11 protein-coding genes are annotated in these 17,539 nt (G+C 31.9%); 10 read left to right on the top strand and 1 reads right to left on the bottom strand.

Annotated elements, in window-relative coordinates; genetic code table 11:
* The first annotated feature begins 75 nt into the window (after positions 1-75).
* From GQS57_RS16110 to GQS57_RS16065, 10 genes are all read left to right on the top strand, one after another.
* Positions 76-3,264: a SusC/RagA family TonB-linked outer membrane protein gene (locus GQS57_RS16110; RefSeq protein ID WP_165733891.1), complete on the top strand. Its 3,189-nt coding sequence runs from the start codon at positions 76-78 to the stop codon at positions 3,262-3,264.
* A gap of 11 nt (positions 3,265-3,275) precedes the next feature.
* Complete coding sequence (locus tag GQS57_RS16105) at positions 3,276-4,772, top strand: SusD/RagB family nutrient-binding outer membrane lipoprotein (protein WP_165733890.1); 1,497 nt, start codon at positions 3,276-3,278, stop codon at positions 4,770-4,772.
* Between the two features lie 190 nt (positions 4,773-4,962).
* The gene (locus GQS57_RS16100; RefSeq protein ID WP_165733889.1) at positions 4,963-5,466 is read left to right on the top strand and encodes a hypothetical protein; all 504 of its coding nucleotides are present in this window, start codon (positions 4,963-4,965) and stop codon (positions 5,464-5,466) included.
* A gap of 8 nt (positions 5,467-5,474) precedes the next feature.
* Positions 5,475-7,484 carry a T9SS type A sorting domain-containing protein gene (locus tag GQS57_RS16095; RefSeq protein WP_165733888.1) on the top strand — a complete coding sequence of 670 codons (2,010 nt, stop codon included), beginning with the start codon at positions 5,475-5,477 and terminating at the stop codon, positions 7,482-7,484.
* 51 nt (positions 7,485-7,535) lie between these two features.
* A complete protein-coding gene (locus GQS57_RS16090) occupies positions 7,536-8,993 on the top strand; it encodes a sodium:solute symporter (protein ID WP_165733887.1) in 1,458 nt (485 codons plus the stop codon).
* Positions 8,983-9,804, top strand: coding sequence for an N-acetylmuramic acid 6-phosphate etherase (gene murQ, locus GQS57_RS16085; RefSeq protein ID WP_165733886.1), 822 nt, complete (start codon positions 8,983-8,985; stop codon positions 9,802-9,804). The genes GQS57_RS16090 and murQ overlap by 11 nt, the downstream gene beginning before the upstream one ends.
* Before the next feature lie 14 nt (positions 9,805-9,818).
* Positions 9,819-10,925: an acyltransferase family protein gene (locus GQS57_RS16080; protein ID WP_165733885.1), complete on the top strand. Its 1,107-nt coding sequence runs from the start codon at positions 9,819-9,821 to the stop codon at positions 10,923-10,925.
* Between the two features lie 9 nt (positions 10,926-10,934).
* Positions 10,935-12,626: a glycoside hydrolase family 3 protein gene (locus tag GQS57_RS16075; protein WP_165733884.1), complete on the top strand. Its 1,692-nt coding sequence runs from the start codon at positions 10,935-10,937 to the stop codon at positions 12,624-12,626.
* Between the two features lie 54 nt (positions 12,627-12,680).
* Entirely contained in the window at positions 12,681-14,147 is a 1,467-nt protein-coding gene (locus GQS57_RS16070; protein ID WP_165733883.1) for a glycosyl hydrolase family 18 protein, read from the top strand.
* Positions 14,148-14,156: 9 nt separating this feature from the next.
* Positions 14,157-15,365, top strand: a complete 1,209-nt coding sequence (locus tag GQS57_RS16065; RefSeq protein ID WP_165733882.1) for an exo-beta-N-acetylmuramidase NamZ domain-containing protein — start codon at positions 14,157-14,159, stop codon at positions 15,363-15,365.
* A gap of 96 nt (positions 15,366-15,461) precedes the next feature.
* Here GQS57_RS16065 and GQS57_RS16060 read toward each other — a convergent pair whose 3' ends face one another.
* Positions 15,462-17,477, bottom strand: coding sequence for a M3 family metallopeptidase (locus GQS57_RS16060; protein ID WP_165733881.1), 2,016 nt, complete (start codon positions 17,475-17,477; stop codon positions 15,462-15,464).
* Positions 17,478-17,539 lie beyond the last annotated feature (62 nt).

Here is a 17,539-nt window from a genome sequence, read left to right as displayed (position 1 = left end):
GCAAATTCATGCAATTAACTTGCAGCTTTTTGTTTTTTTTATATCTTTACCTTAAATAATTCAAATTCAAACTAGATGAAAAAAAATTACAAACTAACATTGTCCTTGATAGTGTTTTTGATTGTGCAAAGTACATTTGCTCAATTAAGGACTATTTCGGGAGTTGTTACAGAGAAAGGCAGTGAAATACCATTGCCGGAAGTTAGCGTTTTTATTAGTCAAATTAATAAGGGTAGTGTTACCGACTTTGATGGGAATTATTCTATTAAGGCTGAGGATTTAAAAGGAAAAACAATTGCCTTTAGTTATCTTGGTTATAAAACGGTTACAATAACCTTAACTGGAGAAAATCAAGTTATAAACGCAGCGTTAGAAGCAGATGCTACTGGTTTAGATGAGATTGTGGTTACCGCACTTGGTATTAAAAGAGCGGCGAAATCTTTAGGGTATTCTTTAACGGAAGTTGGTGGAGAAGATATGTCTGCGGTAAAAAGCACAAGTGCTGTTAATTCTTTACAAGGTAGAGTTGCTGGTGTAAATATTTCTGCAGGTAGTGGAGGAGCTGCTGGATCTAGTAGGGTAATTATTCGTGGAGCAAGTTCATTAACAGGAAACAACCAACCTTTATATGTAATTGACGGAATTCCTATTATTAACAACACAAATGGTTCTGTAGTTGGTGCAACCAATGATGGAACAGGAGATGGAGGAGATGATATTTCTTCATTAAACCCAGATGATATTGAAAGTGTTTCCGTTTTAAAAGGAAGTTCTGCTGCCGCACTTTACGGTTCTTTAGCATCTAACGGTGTTATTATGATTACTACAAAATCAGGAAAAGGTCAAAAAAGAATGGGCGTAGAGCTTTCTAGTTCTTTTACTTTTGATAAAATTAATACTGATTTACAAAATTTTCAAACTACTTACGGACAAGGAAATAATAGATTAAAACCAGGTTATGAGTATGATGGTAGCGGTCAGCCAGTTGAAATTTCTAATATAGCCAATGCAATTGATGATTCTTTTGTAAGTTCTTTACAGTCTTGGGGAGATAAGTTAGATGGCTCAATGGTTTATAATTGGGATGGTACTAAAAGACCTTATTCAAATACAGGAAATAACCTAGATAAATTTTATAACGTAGGTTCTACAGTTATAAATACAGTAGCATTATCTAAAGGAGGAGAGGAATATAATTATCGTTTGTCTTTTTCTAATTTAGATAATGATGATATTTTTCCGAATACTACTTTAAATAGAAAATCGATATCATTAAATGCTTCTGCAAATATTACTCCTAAATTAACATCTACAGTTAATGCAAAATATGTTATTGAAAAAGTACATAATCGTATTAATATTGGAGATACACCAGGTAATGCAAATACAGTAGCCTATGTGTTGCCAAGTAGTCTTAATATTACAGATTTAAAACCAGGCTTTAATGAAGAAGGTACAGAGTTATTGTTTCAACCAAGTCAGTTTATTTCTAATCCATATTGGGCAACAGATGCTTTTAATAATGATGATAAGAAAAATAGATTTACAGCATCTACATCTTTAAAATATGATTTTAATGATTGGTTATATTTAACAGGTCGTGCAGGTATAGATACCTATGATTTAAGTAGAAGAAGAGTAACTCCTTTTGGAACAGCATACAGACCAGCTGGTGAAATGACAGAAGCAAAATCTACGTATACATTGTTTAATGGAGATTTAATGTTAGGTATTAATAAAGATTTAACAGAAAAAATTTCTACAAGCTCAATTATTGGAGCAAATACAAGAACATCTTCTTTCGAATCTTTAAGTGCGTTGGGTAGAGGTTTTATTGTAGAAGGTTTAGAAGATATTAACAATACAACGTTGCCAGAACCAAGTTTTGGATATTCTAAAACAAAAACAAATTCACTTTATGGATCTTTTGAAGTAAGTTATGACAAGTACTTTTACTTAACATTTACAGGAAGAAACGATTGGTTTTCTACACTATCTTTTCCTGGAAAGACAACTCCAAACAATGGTTTTTACTGGTCTCTAAGTCAGAGTTTATTATTAAACGAATTGTTTGATTTACCAGAACAGGTTAATTATGCTAAATTTAGAGCAAGTTACGCGCAAGTTGCGGGTGGAGCTAGTAATGCTTATAGTTTAAATTTAGATTATGCAATTACAGGTTCTTTTCAAGGACAATCTTTTGGGCAATTAAATGGTAATTCTATTCCTAACCCTAACTTAGTTCCTTTTCAAAAGAATGAATTTGAAGTAGGTTTTGATGGACGTTTCTTTCAGAATCGTTTAAATTTAGATGTTGCTTATTATCAAAATCAAACTACTAATGATATTGTAAGTGCTTCTGCATCTCAATCATCTGGTTTTACATCGTCAATTCTTAATATTGGAGAACTTCAAAATAAAGGTTTTGAATTTTTAATAGGTGGTACTCCAATTAAAACGGAAGATTTTTCATGGTACACTTCTTTCAATTTTGGTTATAACGACAGTGAAATCGTTCATACAGATGATGAGGATACTGCTATTAATGTTGATGGTAGCCAGACGCGTTCTAGAACAGCAATTATTTCTCATATAGTTGGCGAAAATTATGGTGTAATTTGGGGGTCTTCTTACAAGAGGGATGCTGATGGTAACATTATGTATAACACAACAGGTTCTATTCCGAAACCAATTCAGGGAGAAAACAAAATTTTGGGACAAGGTGTTGCACCATATACTTTAGGTTTTTCTAACTCTTTTAAATACAAAGATTTTTCATTAAACTTTTTAATTGATGCTAAGTTTGGCGGAAGTGTTCATTCTGGTACCAACAGAGAGTTAATGATGCGAGGTTTACATGAAAAAACATTAGAAGGTAGAGAAGATGGTTTAGTGGTATCTGGTATAGATGATGCAACAGGAAACCCATTTACAATGACGGTAGCACCAGAAAACTTAAGAACTTATTATGGTTTTATTGGTGAGGAAAACTCTGGTATTTCAGAAGAGTTTGTGTACAGTACAGATTTTATAAAATTTAGAGAATTAAGTATAGCGTATAGTTTACCGAAAAAAACGTTAGAAAATATTTTTGTAAGTGATGTAAGACTTTCTTTAATAGGAAGAAACCTATTTTACATTTCTAAAAAAATAGATAATGTAGATCCAGAAGCTTCATTAAACAATTTAAACTCTCAGGGTATAGAAAGATTCGGAACACCATCAACTAGAAGTTATGGATTCGCAATAAATGTTAAATTTTAAAAAAACAGATCATGAAAAAAATATTTATTTCATTCATAATTATAATGTTTACTTTAAGTGCTTGTGACGATGGTTTCGAAGAGCTTAATGTAAATCCAACAAAGCCAGTACAATTAGATCCTTCTACAAAATTCACCTATGTTCAGTTATATACGGGAGGTAGTAGTTATGTAGCCTATTTATTTTGGAATATAATTCACTTAATGCAAAACGTACAACATTTAAATAATACGTCGTATGCATCATTTTTATATAAAGAAGGAAATACACATTGGTTATTTGAAGAGCAATTTAAGACTACGGTTAAGAATATTGTAGATTTAGAAGCGCAATTAGAGGTAAGTACAGAGCCAACAGCAACGATGGATTTGGCAATTACTAAAGTGCAAAAAGTATTAATTTTTAGTAGAATTACAGATGTGTATGGAGATATTCCTTACAGTGAAGCTGGTAAAGGTTTTTTAGAAGGAATTCGTTTTCCTAAATATGATCAGCAAAGTGCTATTTATGCAGACATGTTATTGTCTTTAGAGAGTGCAACCGCAACTTTAAGTGCTGGCGGAACAAGTTCTTTTGGTTCTGCAGATTTAATGTTTTCTGGTGATGTTGCAAAATGGAATAAGTTTGCAAATTCATTAATGTTGCGTTTAGCATTGCGAATGGTAAAAGTAGATGAAGCTGCTGCTAAATCTTGGGCAACCAAAGCAATTGATGGAGGTGTAATGACAAGCAATGAAGATATTGCATATATTCAATACGAAAACTCGGCAAATGATGGAGGACCAAACGTAAACCCGTTAACAAAAGGTTTTACTTCTAGAGCATCTACACAGGTTAAGATTTCTAAAACTTTCATGGATTTTATGAAAACAAGAAACGATCCAAGAGTTTCTGTTTTAGCATCTACAGTGGATGGAAATACTGATTTTGCACTACAATTTGGACAAGATATCAATGATGAAACAAGGGGTGAAGCAAATTCTAAGCCAAATATTAACATTTTTGGAGGTTCTGGTATAGTCATTTATGATGCGCCTTTTTTCTTTCAAACCTATGCAGAAGTAGAGTTTATGTTAGCAGAATCTGCAGAACGTTGGGGGTTAGCTGGAGGAGCATCAAATGTAGAAACGCATTATAATGCAGGTGTAACAGCGGCAATGCAATATTTATCTATGTATGGAAGTGCTGCAGATATTACAACTACTCAAATAAATGATTATTTAAGTGCTAATCCGTTTGTGCCAGCGCAAGCTTTAAAAATGATAAATGAGCAATATTGGGTAGCAACTTTTGGTAATGGTTTAGAAACTTTTTCTAACTGGAAAAGATCAGGATATCCAGCTTTAGTACCTGCAAATGTTGCGGCAACTCTTACCAATGGAGAAATTCCTAGAAGACTTCCTTATCCAGCATCCGAAAAATTAAATAATTCGACCAATGTTGAAGCTGCAATAGCTGTACAAGGAGGAGATCTTTTAACCACAAGAATGTGGTGGGATAAAAATTAACTATAAAGCGAGTCCCCCAATAATTAATTTAATGTTTGTTTTTTTATTTTTTTGAACTAGTAAGGGGTGAGATGGTATGAAAGTCGATTTTCACTCCTTATTTTAAAGAATGTAATTTGAAGTCAAATATAGGAGGACTAATTTTTAATATATAACTATTTAAGAGGATAATAATTAAGATTGTATACATATGAAAAAACATAAATCAATAATACCTTACTTTATTATCCTTTTACTTTTACTAAGTAATTGTAAAGATAATTCTAAGAAAAAAGTGGAGGAGAGTAACGTGGAGGTTAAGCCGAAGGTTACTACACTAACTACACCAAACAACAATGAAGTTTCCATTGTCAAAGAAGATAATATTTTTGTTATTGATCAAACTTTTTCAAAGGAAGATGATCAAAAGAATATAATAGGAAAACCTGTAGAGGTTGATTTATCAACAACATCAGGAGCTATGCTTTCAGCGTATTCTAAATATAATGATGATTACACCGTTTTTTATAAAACTCTAGAAAATGACGCTTGGTCTGATTGGGTAGAATTGAAGGAAAATGAGCATGTCGAAAATCCAAATCGCAAAGTCTTTTCGCCACAAAATTTAAAAAATTCGGTACAAAAAGTCCAATTTAAATCAAGTAAAATAACAAAAAGTGAAGTGATATTTAGAATATACACATTTGAAAAATAATCCTCTTTATGAAAAAAATAGTATTCTTATTGGTTTTGATGTCATCGTATTTTTGTTTTGCAGATTGTACGCAACCCGACTTTTGTGGAAGAGCTTGTTGGGATACAAATGGTACGCGTCCTGCTCAAACAAGTCCAAGTTACACAACACCTACTCATATTATAGTACATCATACAGGAGATGGAATTGTTTTTCCAGCGAATACTAATTATGCAGAAAAAATCAGGTATTATTGGGATTTACATGTAAACACCAACGGATGGTCTGATCTTGGATACAATTGGTTAATTGATAGAAATGGTGTTATTTATGAAGGAAGAGGAAATGGTGTTGCAGGAGCACATTTTAGCGGACATAATGCGGGTACAATGGGTGTTTGTATGATTGGTGATTTTACTTTAGAATCTCCTTCTGCAAAAGCCTTAACTTCTTTAAAGAATATAATATCTTGGGAGGCAACAGATAAAAATATAGATGTAACAGGTGCTAGTTATCATGCGTCATCGGGACTTAGCTTAAACAATGTTTCAGGTCATAAAGATGGTGGAGCAACTGCTTGTCCTGGTACAGATCTTTATGATTTATTACCAAGCATTAGAACTTCTATAAGTGCGTTTTCATGTTATACAGATACAACTCCAGCGCCAGGTTTAGATTGCTCAAGTGCAATAGAACTAAGTAATGGTGTTACTTATTCTGGAAGTAGCTCTACGGCTGGTTCAAAAGTTTCTACTTTCGGTTGCAACTCTTGGACAGAAACAGGTCCGGAGAGAGTTCATAAAATAACTCCTACGGCAGATGGAACAATAACAGTAAGTTTATCTAATTTTTCAGGAGATTTAGATGTTTATATTTTAGGAAGCTGCGATCCTTCAGATTGTTTAGGAGCTGTAAGTTCGTCTTCAGCAACTTTTGAAAATGGTATTGCAGGACAAACGTATTATTTAGTTGTAGATGCAGATGATGGTAGTGGAGGTGCGTATGATATTGTAGCAACATATTCAGAAGCAGTAATTGCTGAAGATATTATAATCTCTAATGGACTTGTAAATTTAACAACAGTAAACGCAGGTGAAAATATTGAGGTTTCAGCGACACAAAGTTATTCAGGGTCTCAATTAGCTGTAGACTTACCTAATATTCATTTAGGTTATTATTTGTCTACTGATTGTAATTTGAGTTCAGATGATGTTTTACTTGGAGAGAGTAGTGCTAATTTAGGTAGTGATAATACAACTCAAAATGAGAGTGAAACTCTTACCATACCAAACAATACAACTGCAGGAGCTTATTTTATTCTATTTTCCGCAGATAATGAAGATAAATTAACCGAAAGTGATGAGACTAATAATGTAAGTTGCATACAAATTACAATAAATGGTTCTGTAGAACCTGAAGATATAAAAGTGATAAATACAGTTGTGAGCCCATTGGTTGTAAATGCAGGAAATAACATTAATGTTACTGCTACGCAAACTTATTCGGGATCTCAATTAGCTACTAATTTACCTAGTTTTAATCTTGGTTATTATTTATCTACGGATTGTGATTTGAGTGAAAATGATATTTTACTTGGAGAGAGTAGTTCTAATCTTGGTAGTGATAGTACTTCTCAAAACGAGAGTGAAACTCTTACCATTCCTAGTATTACAGCTGCTGGAACTTATTTTATCCTATTTTCTGCTGATAATGAAGGTAAATTAACCGAAAGTGATGAGGTTAATAATACCAATTGTATTCAGATTACGGTAGACGCTGCTTTGGCAAATGTAGATTATCAATTTAAAAATCAATTAAGTGTTTTTCCAAACCCTACATCAGACATCATAAATATAAAGGCAAACATCAACTTGGTTATTAATAAGCTTTATATCTATAATTTAAATGGGCGTTTACTAAAAGAAAGTACAACTGATTTGAATAAAATTAATATTTCTGAATTATCCAAAGGAATCTATTTATTAAAAGTGGTGAGTAATGAAGATAAAACAGCCGTTTTTAGAATTATTAAAAAGTAAAAATATTTTAATCGACTGATTTAGATTTTAAAACGTTAAACAATAAAGTACATGAATTCAACCATAATTTTATTAATCATTATCTCTTATTTTGGAGTATTAATGTTAATATCTCACTTTGCTTCAAAAAATACAAGTGATGATTCTTTTTACACCGGAGATAGAAAATCTCCATGGCAAGTAGTTGCTTTTGGAATGATTGGAGCCGTAATGTCTGGTGTTACATTTGTTTCTATTCCAGGAATGGTAAGTAATAATTATTTCTATTATTTACAATTTGTTTTTGGTAATGTAGTAGGATATATTTTTATCACCTATGTGTTAATTCCTATTTATTACAATTTACAACTCGTTTCTATTTATAGTTATTTAGAAACAAGATTTGGTCCTAAAACCTATAAAACAGGTTCCTTATTTTTTCTGATATCTCAATCGTTTGGAGCTGCTTTAAGATTATTGTTAGCCGCAAAAATTTTACAATATGCTGTTTTTGATGCGTTGAATATTCCGTTTTTCTTAACGGTAATTATCATATTGATTTTAATATGGATGTACACAAACAAATCTGGTATTAAAACAATTGTTTGGACAGATACGTTGCAAACATTTTTTCTATTATTGGCAGCAGTTGTATCTATATATATCATTAAAGATTCTTTAAATTTAAGTTTTTCGGAAACCATTACATCTGTGACAAATCATAAATATTTTAAGGTTTTTAATTGGGATTTTAATTCTGGTAGCAATTTCTTTAAACAGTTTATTTCAGGAATTTTAATTGCAGTTGCCATGGTTGGTTTAGATCAAAACATGATGCAAAAAACATTAACCTGTAAAAGTAAAAAGGAAGCGCAGCGTAACATTCTTACCTTTAGTTTATTCTTGGCCTTAGCACAATTTTTATTTTTAGGTTTAGGAGTGATGTTATATTTATATGCAGAAAAATTCGGAATTCAATTAGAAACAGAAAACGGTCAATTTATTCATACAGATAACTTATTTCCAATGCTTTCTTTGGGGAGTTTTGGTACAGTAGCAGCAATCAGTTTTATTTTAGGAATTACGGCTGCTTCATTTTCTAGTGTAGATTCGTCATTAACGGCGTTAACTACATCTTTTACACATGACTTTTTAGATATTACTCATAAAAATTCAAAAGAAAAAAAACGTCTTAAAAATTATGTTTTACTAGCTTTCTCTATTGTAATCTTCATTATTATAATGTTGTTTTCAGGAAGTAAAGGAGACGTAATTACAACAATTTTTAAAGTGGCAGGCTATACGTATGGTCCTTTATTAGGGCTTTACCTGTTGGGTATTTTCACTAAAATAAAAATAAAAGATACAGCGGTACCTTATGTCTGTGTTTTAATGCCATTACTTACTTATTACATAAATTACATAGTTAAAGTTAAGTTTTCATTTGATTTAGGTTTTATGAACATTTTATTAAATGCATGCCTTACTATACTATGTTTAATCCTTATACGAAACAAAAATGACGAATAAATTAACTACAGAACAAGCATCAGATTACAATAACTTAGAGCAGATGAGTACCACAGAGTTACTCACAAATATGAATACGGAGGATAAATTGGTTCCTTTAGCAATTGAAAAGGCAATTCCATCCATACATAAACTTGTAGATGTAATTCATGAAAAAATGAGTAATGGAGGACGTCTGTTTTATATTGGAGCAGGAACAAGCGGAAGGTTGGGAGTGTTAGATGCTTCTGAATGTCCGCCAACCTATGGCGTTTCTGATAATTGGGTAATCGGAATTATTGCTGGTGGAGATATTGCACTTAGAAAAGCAGTAGAAAATGCCGAAGACGATACAGAATTAGCTTGGGAAACTTTAAAAGAACATGACATTTCAGATAAAGATGTTTTAATAGGAATTGCAGCTTCTGGTACTACACCTTACGTAATAGGAGGTATGCAAAAAGCAAAAGAGCAGAACATAGTTACGGGTTGTATTACGTGTAATGAAGGTTCTCCTGTTGCATTAGAAGCAGATTTCCCTATAGAATTAGTAGTAGGACCAGAATTTGTAACAGGAAGTACAAGAATGAAAGCAGGAACTGCTCAAAAATTGGCTTTAAATATGATTTCTACAACGGTTATGATAAAACTAGGTAGAGTAAAAGGAAACAAAATGGTAGACATGCAGCTTTCTAATAAAAAGCTAGTTTCTAGAGGTGTAAAAATGGTGATGGATGAACTAAATATTGATACAGAATTAGCAAGTGAGTTGTTGAAACAACATAAAAGTGTTCGGAAATCTATAGAAGCTTATAAAGAAGCGGTAAAATAATATTTTCTATAAAAATGGCATTAAAAGAAAGATTAATAGCATTAGATGTTCTGAGAGGTATTACAATTGCTTCCATGATTTTGGTGAATACACCAGGGAGTTGGTCTTATGTTTATTGGCCATTGTTACATGCAAAATGGCATGGTTTTACACCAACGGATGCTGTTTTTCCTTTCTTTTTATTTATTGTGGGGGTGTCCATACATTATGCTTTTAAAAACTTTAGAGAAAATGAGTATAAAAGGGCACTCAAAAAGATTGTTAAAAGAACTTTAATAATTTTTGTAATCGGATTGTTTTTAAATTTATTCCCAAAATTTAATTTTGAAATGGTTCGGTATTTTGGGGTATTACAAAGAATAGCAATTGCCTATGGTATTGGTGCTACTCTTTGTTTGTTCTTCAATAAAAGAAATCTAATCTATATAACAGTATTAATTTTAGTTGGCTATTGGGCTATTTTATATTTCTTCATGCCTGAAAATCCTTATGGTCCACAAACCAATTTAGTAGGTAAAATAGATTTGTATTTATTTGGACCAGAGCATATTTGGAAAGGACTTGGTTTCCCATTTGATCCGGAAGGATTACTATCTACGTTACCATCAATTGCAACAGTACTTATTGGAAGTCTAACAGGTGGTGTTTTAAGCAAACGATCTGATAATAGTACTAAAATTAAAACTCTTTTAAGCTTTGGAATTGGGCTTGTTGTGCTCGGTTACATTTGGGGTTTTGTATTTCCTATTAATAAATCGCTTTGGTCAAGTACGTTTGTTTGCTTTTCCGCAGGATGGGCAATGCTATTTTTGGCATTTTTAATATGGATTATCGACGAAAAAAAATATACAACGTGGTCTAAACCATTTATACATTTTGGTACAAATCCTTTATTCATTTTTGTGTTTTCTGGTTTGTATGCAAAAACGATCATTTATTTAATAAAAATAACCAATTCAAAAGGAGAAATAGTATCAGCAAAACAATATTTGTATCAAGATATATTTGTCCCTATTGCCGGAAATATGAATGGGTCACTTCTTTTTGCAATTGCTCATATTGTCTTTTTCTGGTGTTTAGTGTACCTATTACACAGAAATAAAATATTTATAAAAATTTAATTACTAAAAATGAAAAAATTAATTCCTACACTCTTAGTCTTATTATTCGTTGTTTTAAGTTGCGATAAAAAACAAACTGTAAACAAATCATCAGAAAATACAGAACGAACAAAATGGGTAGATAGCATTTATAATACAATGACTTTAAAAGAAAGAGTTGGGCAATTATTTATGATTGCAGCTTATTCTAATAAAGACCAACAGCATACAGATGATCTTAATAAAATAATTAAAGAACACGGTATTGGAGGGTTGGTGTTTTTTCAAGGAGGACCAGTAAGGCAGGCAAAGCAAACAAACTTATATCAAGCTACTTCTAAGGTGCCTTTGTTAATTGCAATGGATGCAGAATGGGGATTAAATATGCGTTTAGATAGCACAGCAAGGTTTCCGTATAACATGACATTGGGTGCTGTGCAAGACAATGATTTGGTAATGAAAGTTGGTGAGAAAATTGGCGAACATTGTAGTCGTTTAGGTGTTCATATAAATTTTGCTCCTGTGGTAGATATCAATACAAATTCTAAAAACCCAATAATTGGTGTGCGTTCTTTTTCGGAGGATAAATACAATGTAACAGAGAAAGCATTGGCTTATACAGAAGGGATGCAGAGTCAGAATGTATTGGCGTGTGCAAAACATTTTCCAGGACATGGAGATACCGATAAAGATTCTCATAAAACGCTACCAACTGTTACGCTATCTAAAGAACGAATAGATTCGGTAGAAATGTATCCGTATAAAAAATTATTTAAAAACAATATGGCAGGTGTTATGGTTGGCCACTTAAATGTACCAAGTTTAGAAAAAAACGATGGTTTGCCTTCTTCTTTGTCTCACGAAATTGTAACCAATATTTTAAAGGAAAGACTTCAATTTAAAGGGTTAATATTTACAGATGCATTAGAGATGAAAGGCGTGTCTACTTTTAAAGAACCTGGTGATGTAGATTTAGCGGCATTTAAAGCAGGGAATGATGTTTTATTAATGGGGGAAGATGTTTCTAAAGGAATTTCTAAAATTATAGAAGCTTATGATAATAAGGAGGTGACAGAAGAAAGATTGGCACATTCTGTAAAGAAGATTTTAGCGTCTAAGTTTGATGTTGATTTAAATAATTTTAAACCAATTGAAATAGAAAGTCTTATCAGCGATTTAAATGATGATACAAATGATGTTTTAAATGAAGCTGTTTTTATAGATGCCATTACTGCTTTAAAGAATGACAATATACTTCCTCTTAAAAAGGATGCTAATAAAAAAATAGCATTTGTAGGTTTAGGTGATGGAGGTTCTGCTACTTTTTTAAACGCTTTAAAATCACATTTAGAAGTTGATGATTTTTCTGATTTAAAACAGCCTGAATTGCTAATAAAACTTAAAACGTATGATAAAGTAATTGTTAGTTACCATAGATTGAATAGCCGGTTGACTAAAAAAATATCGGATGAGGATAAATTAAAGATAGAAGAAATAGCAAAAAGTAATAAGGTTGTTTTAGATGTATTTGCAAGTCAATACAGTCTAGAAAACTTAGACTTCGAAAATATAGAAGCAGCTATTATTTCTTATGAAAATACAGATATAGCCCAAAAGGTATCCGCAGAAATTATTATCGGGAATAAGGATACAAAAGGGAAATTATCGGCATCGCTAAATGAAAATTTTATTGCAGGTGCTGGAATTGAAATTTTAGAATAAAAATAACTTAAACAGATTTGTATTGTAAAAAACTAAAACTTAAAACCAAGAATTATGAAACAATTATTACATTTCACAGTATTTTCCTTGTTTGTCTTTTTCTCTTGTAATAGCCTTTTATCACAAGAAATTATTAAGAAAGGAATTCATGAATTACAAGCAGAAGAGTTTGGTGGTTCTGCCAAACATCAAAAAAGTTCAGGTAAAATTGTTTCAGAAATTATTCCATTGCAAAGCAAAAGTGCTAAAGCATTGTCTAAAAAAGTTTTTGGATTTTTACCTTACTGGGAGCAGAGTAGTGGCGCTCACAATAATATTCAGTATAATTTATTAACGCATTTGGCTTGTTTTGATTTTAGAGTACAATTAGATGCTGCTATTTCTACACCTCCAGGTTGGCCTTGGACTACAGAGATTAATGCAGCACATGCAGCAGGTACAAAAGTGATAATGACTGTTGTAAATTTTGGTGGAGCAGACGGTGCAGATGCAGTGGCTTGGGAGTTGTTTACAAATACGGCTAAGAAAAATATTTTTTTTACCAATGTTAAAAATTTAATTGAAACGTATAATTTAGATGGAGTTAATATAGATTTTGAAGGAATAGCAAGTGCGCATAGAGGTGCTGAGTTAAACACGTTTATGGCTGCTTTAACTGCTTACATTCATCAAGAATTACCAGGGAAAGAAGTTTCTTTTGATGGTCCGGCAGTAAATTGGGGAGGTTGGATTATGGATGATTTAGTAGATAGTGTAGATTATTTAATTATAATGGCATACGATTATACTTCTGGATCTTCTGCTAATGCAGGTCCAGTAGCTCCTTTAACTCATCATACTTCTTGGAAAAGATTTGTTAAAAGAACTATAGAAACAGGAACTTATAAAGTGCCTGTTACAGACAATCCAGAAAAGTTGGTAATGGCAATTCCGTATTATGGTCAACATTGGAAAACTGAAACCAATGTTTCTGAGTCAGCAACAGTTTCTCATGTAAAATCAACCAGATATAAAGATACTTCTGTAGATGCAAGTGCTTATGGAGGTTGGATTTGGAACAGTGATTTTGAGGTTCCGTGGTATACTTGGAATGATGGTGTAAATTGGAATCAGATTTGGGCAGATAATGAATTGAGTATTTCAAAAAAATACGATTTGGCAATAGAAAATAATTTAGGAGGTGTTGGTATTTGGGCATTAAATTATGATGGAACAAGACCAGAGCTTTGGGAATTAATCAATACTAAGTTTGGCTCAACTGCTAATGTGAATTCTTATTTGAATGACATCATATCTGTATATCCTAACCCTACTAATAATAGTATTCATATTTCAAATGAAAAAAATATAAAATTCGCTAAAATTGGAGTTTATAATACTTTAGGCGAATTAGTTAAAGAAGTCGGTTTGCAAAAAACAGCTATTGATATCTCTAATTTTTCAAATGGAGTGTACTTCTTAAAAATTGTTGATGAATCTGGAAAACAAGCAACATTAAAAATTTTAAAATCATCTTTATAATTTACAATCATGAAAAATTTAATAATACTAATATTTCTTGTTTTAGTTTCCTGCAGTGCTAAGCCAAATAAAGAAAAGGAAACTGAAATTACTAATTTAACTGAGGTAAAAGAAGATGTTAAAATTATTGTTGCTGCTAACCAAACAGTAGAATACTTAGATTTATTAAAAGGTAAAAAAGTTGGGGTTGTTGCCAACCAAACAAGTGTTATCTTTAAAGGTGATACAAATGTTCATTTGGTAGATTCTTTAGTTTCTTTAGGTGTGGATGTCACAAAAGTCTTTGCTCCAGAACATGGTTTTAGAGGGAAGGCAGATGCAGGAGAACATGTAGAGGATGGTATTGATGCGACCACAGGTTTACCAATTATTTCTTTATATGGCACAAATAGAAAACCATCTCATGAGCATTTAAAAGGTTTAGATGTTATGTTGTTCGATATACAAGATGTTGGTGTGCGTTTCTATACTTATATTTCTACTTTGCATAATGTTATGGAGGTTTGTGCGGAGTTAAATATTCCGCTTATTGTGCTAGATCGTCCTAATCCTAACGGCCATTATATAGATGGACCGATGTTAAAAGAAGAAGCAAAAAGCTTTGTAGGAATGCATCCAGTTCCTACGGTGTACGGAATGACAATTGGTGAGTATGGAAAAATGATTAATGGTGAAAAATGGTTAGAAAACGGAATTCAATGTGATTTAACAGTAATTCCTTTAAAAAATTACACACATAATTCTGAGTACGATTTACCAATTTTACCATCACCAAACTTACCAAATGCACAATCTATTAATTTGTATCCTAGTTTATGTTTTTTTGAAGGGACAAATGTAAGTGCAGGTAGAGGTACAGAAATGCAATTTCAAATTTTTGGTTCGCCATTTTTAGCAAAAGATTCTTTTGATTTTAGTTTTACACCACAACCTAATTTTGGGGCAAAACATCCAAAGCACGAAGGTGAAGTTTGTTTTGGTAGAGATTTACGTACTTATAAAAAATTAAGCAGTTTAAATTTAGAGTGGCTTATAGAATCTTATGCGCAAACAGCTGATAAAGAAAAGTTTTTTAATAAATTCTTTTTAAAGCTAGCAGGTACAAAAGAATTACAACAGCAAATTGAAGCAGGTTTATCGTCTGAAGAAATACAATTAAGTTGGCAAAATGACTTGACCTTTTTTAAGGAAGTTCGTAAAATGTATGTGTTATATTAACAACTTGTTGTTAAATACAAAAAGATAGAAAGTAAAAATATTCAGTCGCAGTTTTCAGTATGTAAATAACTGAATACTGCGACTGAAAACTAAATATTAAATTAACCCTGCTCTTCTTAAAAGTGCATCTGGTTTTGGTTCTTTTCCTCTAAAACGTTTGTACAATTCCATAGGTTTTTCTGTTCCTCCTTTAGAAAGTACGTTGTCTTTAAATTTTGTAGCTACTTCTTTATTAAAAATCCCTTCTTCTAAGAAATATTCAAAAGCATCTGCATCTAAAACTTCTGCCCATTTGTAAGAGTAATATCCGGCTGAATATCCTCCTTGAAAAATATGAGAAAAAGCAGTACTCATGCAGTTTTCTGCAACATCAGGATATAATTTTGTATCTTCAAAAGCTGTATTTTCAAACTCTTTGATAGATTTTATTTCTGATGGATCTTGTCCATGCCATTGCATATCTAAAAGACCAAAACTAAGCTGACGCAATGTTTGCATTCCCTCATGGAAACTAGCAGATTCTTTAATTTTCTCTACATATTTCATCGGAATAACTTCTCCGGTTTCGTAATGCTTTGCAAACAATTCTAATGCTTCTTTTTCGAAACACCAGTTCTCTAAAACCTGACTTGGTAATTCTACAAAATCCCAAGAAACAGACGTTCCAGATAAGCTGTTATAAGTGGTGTTTGCTAACATTCCGTGTAACGCATGTCCAAATTCATGAAATAAGGTGGTAACCTCATTAAACGTTAATAAAGACGGTTTGGTTGCGGTTGGTTTGGTAAAGTTACAAACAATAGAAACCTGTGGTCTTTCGTTAATTCCGTTTTTAATTTGTTGCGATTTGTAACTTGTCATCCACGCACCATTTCTTTTTCCTTTTCTAGGATGAAAATCAGCATAAAAATGCGATACAAAATTTCCGTCTGCATCTGTTACATTATATGTTTTAACATCTTCGTGGTATTTGTCGATGTTATTTATTTCTTCAAACTTTAAATCATACAATCTGCTGGCAATTTCAAAAACACCATCAATTACATTTTCTAATTTAAAATAAGGTTTTAAAGCTTCTTGATCTAAATCGAATAATTCTTTCTTCAGTTTTTCTGAATAGTAAGAACCATCCCATTTTTGAAGTTGATCTATTCCGTCTAATTTCTTAGCAAAGTTTTCTAAATTTTCAAATTCTTTTAAAGCAGCAGGTTTTGCTTTTTCTAAAAGGTTGTTAGAAAATTCGATTACTTTTTCTGGCGTTTCTGCCATTCTTTCTTCTAAAACAAAATGAGCATGTGTTTTATAACCTAATAAATTAGCCCTTTTCTGACGAAGATTAACAATATCTAAAACAACTTGTTCGTTATTAAATTCATTATCCTGAAATCCTTTTTTACCAGCAGCAATAGCCATTTCTTTACGTAATTCTCTGTTGTCTGCATACGTTAAAAAAGGAATGTAACTTGGGTAGTCTAAAGTGAAAACATACCCTTCTTTATCTCTAGATTTTGCTACTTCTTTGGCTGCTTCTTTTTCGCTTTCTGGCAAACCAGCTACATCTTTTTCATCCGTTAAATGCATTTCGAAAGCATGCGTTTCTGCTAATACATTTTCTCCGAATTTTAAAGATAATTTAGAAAGTTGCGCATCAATTTCACGTAGTTTAATTTTATTGTCTTCCTTTAAATTAGCACCATTTCTAGCAAAACTTTTATATTGCTTCTCTAAAAGCATGGTTTGTTCTGTGGTTAAATCTAAATTTTCTTTAGCATCAAAAACAGATTTTACTCTTTTAAATAATTCCTCATTTAAAGTAATATCATTACTAAACTCACTTAACCAAGGAGAAACTTCTTGTGCTATTTTCTGAATCTCATCATTGGTTTCCGCAGAATTCAAATTGAAAAAAACACTAGTAATTTTATTCAGTTTTTCACCAGAAAAATCTAAAGCAACTGTTGTGTTTTCAAAAGTTGGAGCCTCAGAATTGTTTATAATTTCATCGATTTCTGCTTTTGCAATTTCAATCCCTTTTTTAATTGCAGGTTTGTAATCATCATTAGAAATTTTAGAAAAAGGAGGCGTATTAAAATCTTGTAAAAGTGGATTCATAGGTTCTTTGTATATAGTTCAAAGATAGAAATTCTATCAATTTTATAGTTAATATCCTTATA

This window comes from Polaribacter sp. 20A6 (assembly GCF_011378915.1).
GTDB classification, from domain to species: Bacteria; Bacteroidota; Bacteroidia; order Flavobacteriales; family Flavobacteriaceae; genus Polaribacter; species Polaribacter sejongensis.
This window is presented reverse-complemented; position numbering and strand designations above follow the sequence as displayed.

What these genes read in the sequence shown, in the direction of transcription:
- murQ (WP_165733886.1), top strand. Translation starts at nt 8,983, where the DNA reads ATGACGAATAAATTAACTACAGAACAAGCATCAGATTACAATAACTTA.
- GQS57_RS16070 (WP_165733883.1), top strand. Translation starts at nt 12,681, where the DNA reads ATGAAACAATTATTACATTTCACAGTATTTTCCTTGTTTGTCTTTTTC.
- GQS57_RS16080 (WP_165733885.1), top strand. Translation starts at nt 9,819, where the DNA reads ATGGCATTAAAAGAAAGATTAATAGCATTAGATGTTCTGAGAGGTATT.
- GQS57_RS16065 (WP_165733882.1), top strand. Translation starts at nt 14,157, where the DNA reads ATGAAAAATTTAATAATACTAATATTTCTTGTTTTAGTTTCCTGCAGT.
- GQS57_RS16060 (WP_165733881.1), bottom strand. Translation starts at nt 17,477, where the DNA reads ATGAATCCACTTTTACAAGATTTTAATACGCCTCCTTTTTCTAAAATT.
- GQS57_RS16075 (WP_165733884.1), top strand. Translation starts at nt 10,935, where the DNA reads ATGAAAAAATTAATTCCTACACTCTTAGTCTTATTATTCGTTGTTTTA.
- GQS57_RS16110 (WP_165733891.1), top strand. Translation starts at nt 76, where the DNA reads ATGAAAAAAAATTACAAACTAACATTGTCCTTGATAGTGTTTTTGATT.
- GQS57_RS16105 (WP_165733890.1), top strand. Translation starts at nt 3,276, where the DNA reads ATGAAAAAAATATTTATTTCATTCATAATTATAATGTTTACTTTAAGT.
- GQS57_RS16095 (WP_165733888.1), top strand. Translation starts at nt 5,475, where the DNA reads ATGAAAAAAATAGTATTCTTATTGGTTTTGATGTCATCGTATTTTTGT.
- GQS57_RS16090 (WP_165733887.1), top strand. Translation starts at nt 7,536, where the DNA reads ATGAATTCAACCATAATTTTATTAATCATTATCTCTTATTTTGGAGTA.
- GQS57_RS16100 (WP_165733889.1), top strand. Translation starts at nt 4,963, where the DNA reads ATGAAAAAACATAAATCAATAATACCTTACTTTATTATCCTTTTACTT.